Below are 479 nucleotides of genomic sequence, written 5' to 3'. Positions count from 1 at the left end.
ACAAATGATTGGGGTGAAGTCGTAACAAGGTATCCGTACCGGAAGGTGCGGATGGATCACCTCCTTTCTAAGGAGCATCAAGCTCAATCGATTCCTTCTGTCTCGTTCTTTTGTTTAGTTTTGAGAGATCAATGCTCTCTCTTTTTTTATTTTAAATACTCTTTTCATTTGAAATGGGCCTGTAGCTCAGCTGGTTAGAGCGCACGCCTGATAAGCGTGAGGTCGGTGGTTCGAGTCCACTCAGGCCCACCATTTTAAATGCTTTGGGGCCTTAGCTCAGCTGGGAGAGCGCCTGCCTTGCACGCAGGAGGTCAGCGGTTCGATCCCGCTAGGCTCCACCATTAGAAATGCATGCCCTTTGAAAACCGGATAACGCAATGAAAACGAATCACCGGATTGAATCAATGATCAGAATACCTGGTTGGAGAGGAATCCGAGTGTCTTAGAAGAAATGCCGAGAACGACGAATCACTGGTATG

At 47.4% G+C, this 479-nt stretch carries 2 tRNA genes and 1 rRNA gene; all 3 read left to right on the top strand.

The features are described 5' to 3' along the window. Positions 1 to 67 (top strand): 16S ribosomal RNA (locus tag HCN83_RS18030); the annotation flags it as partial. A gap of 108 nt (positions 68 to 175) precedes the next feature. Further along, positions 176 to 252: transfer RNA gene (locus tag HCN83_RS18025), tRNA-Ile, on the top strand. Between the two features lie 13 nt (positions 253 to 265). Next, positions 266 to 341, top strand: a tRNA-Ala gene (locus HCN83_RS18020). The last annotated feature ends 138 nt before the right edge of the window (positions 342 to 479 follow it).

Source organism: Alkalicoccus luteus (assembly GCF_012034335.1).
Classification (GTDB): Bacteria; Bacillota; Bacilli; order Bacillales; family Salisediminibacteriaceae; genus Alkalicoccus; species Alkalicoccus luteus_A.
The sequence above is the reverse complement of the archived record's forward strand: the minus strand, read 5'-3'. Positions and strand labels throughout refer to the sequence as shown.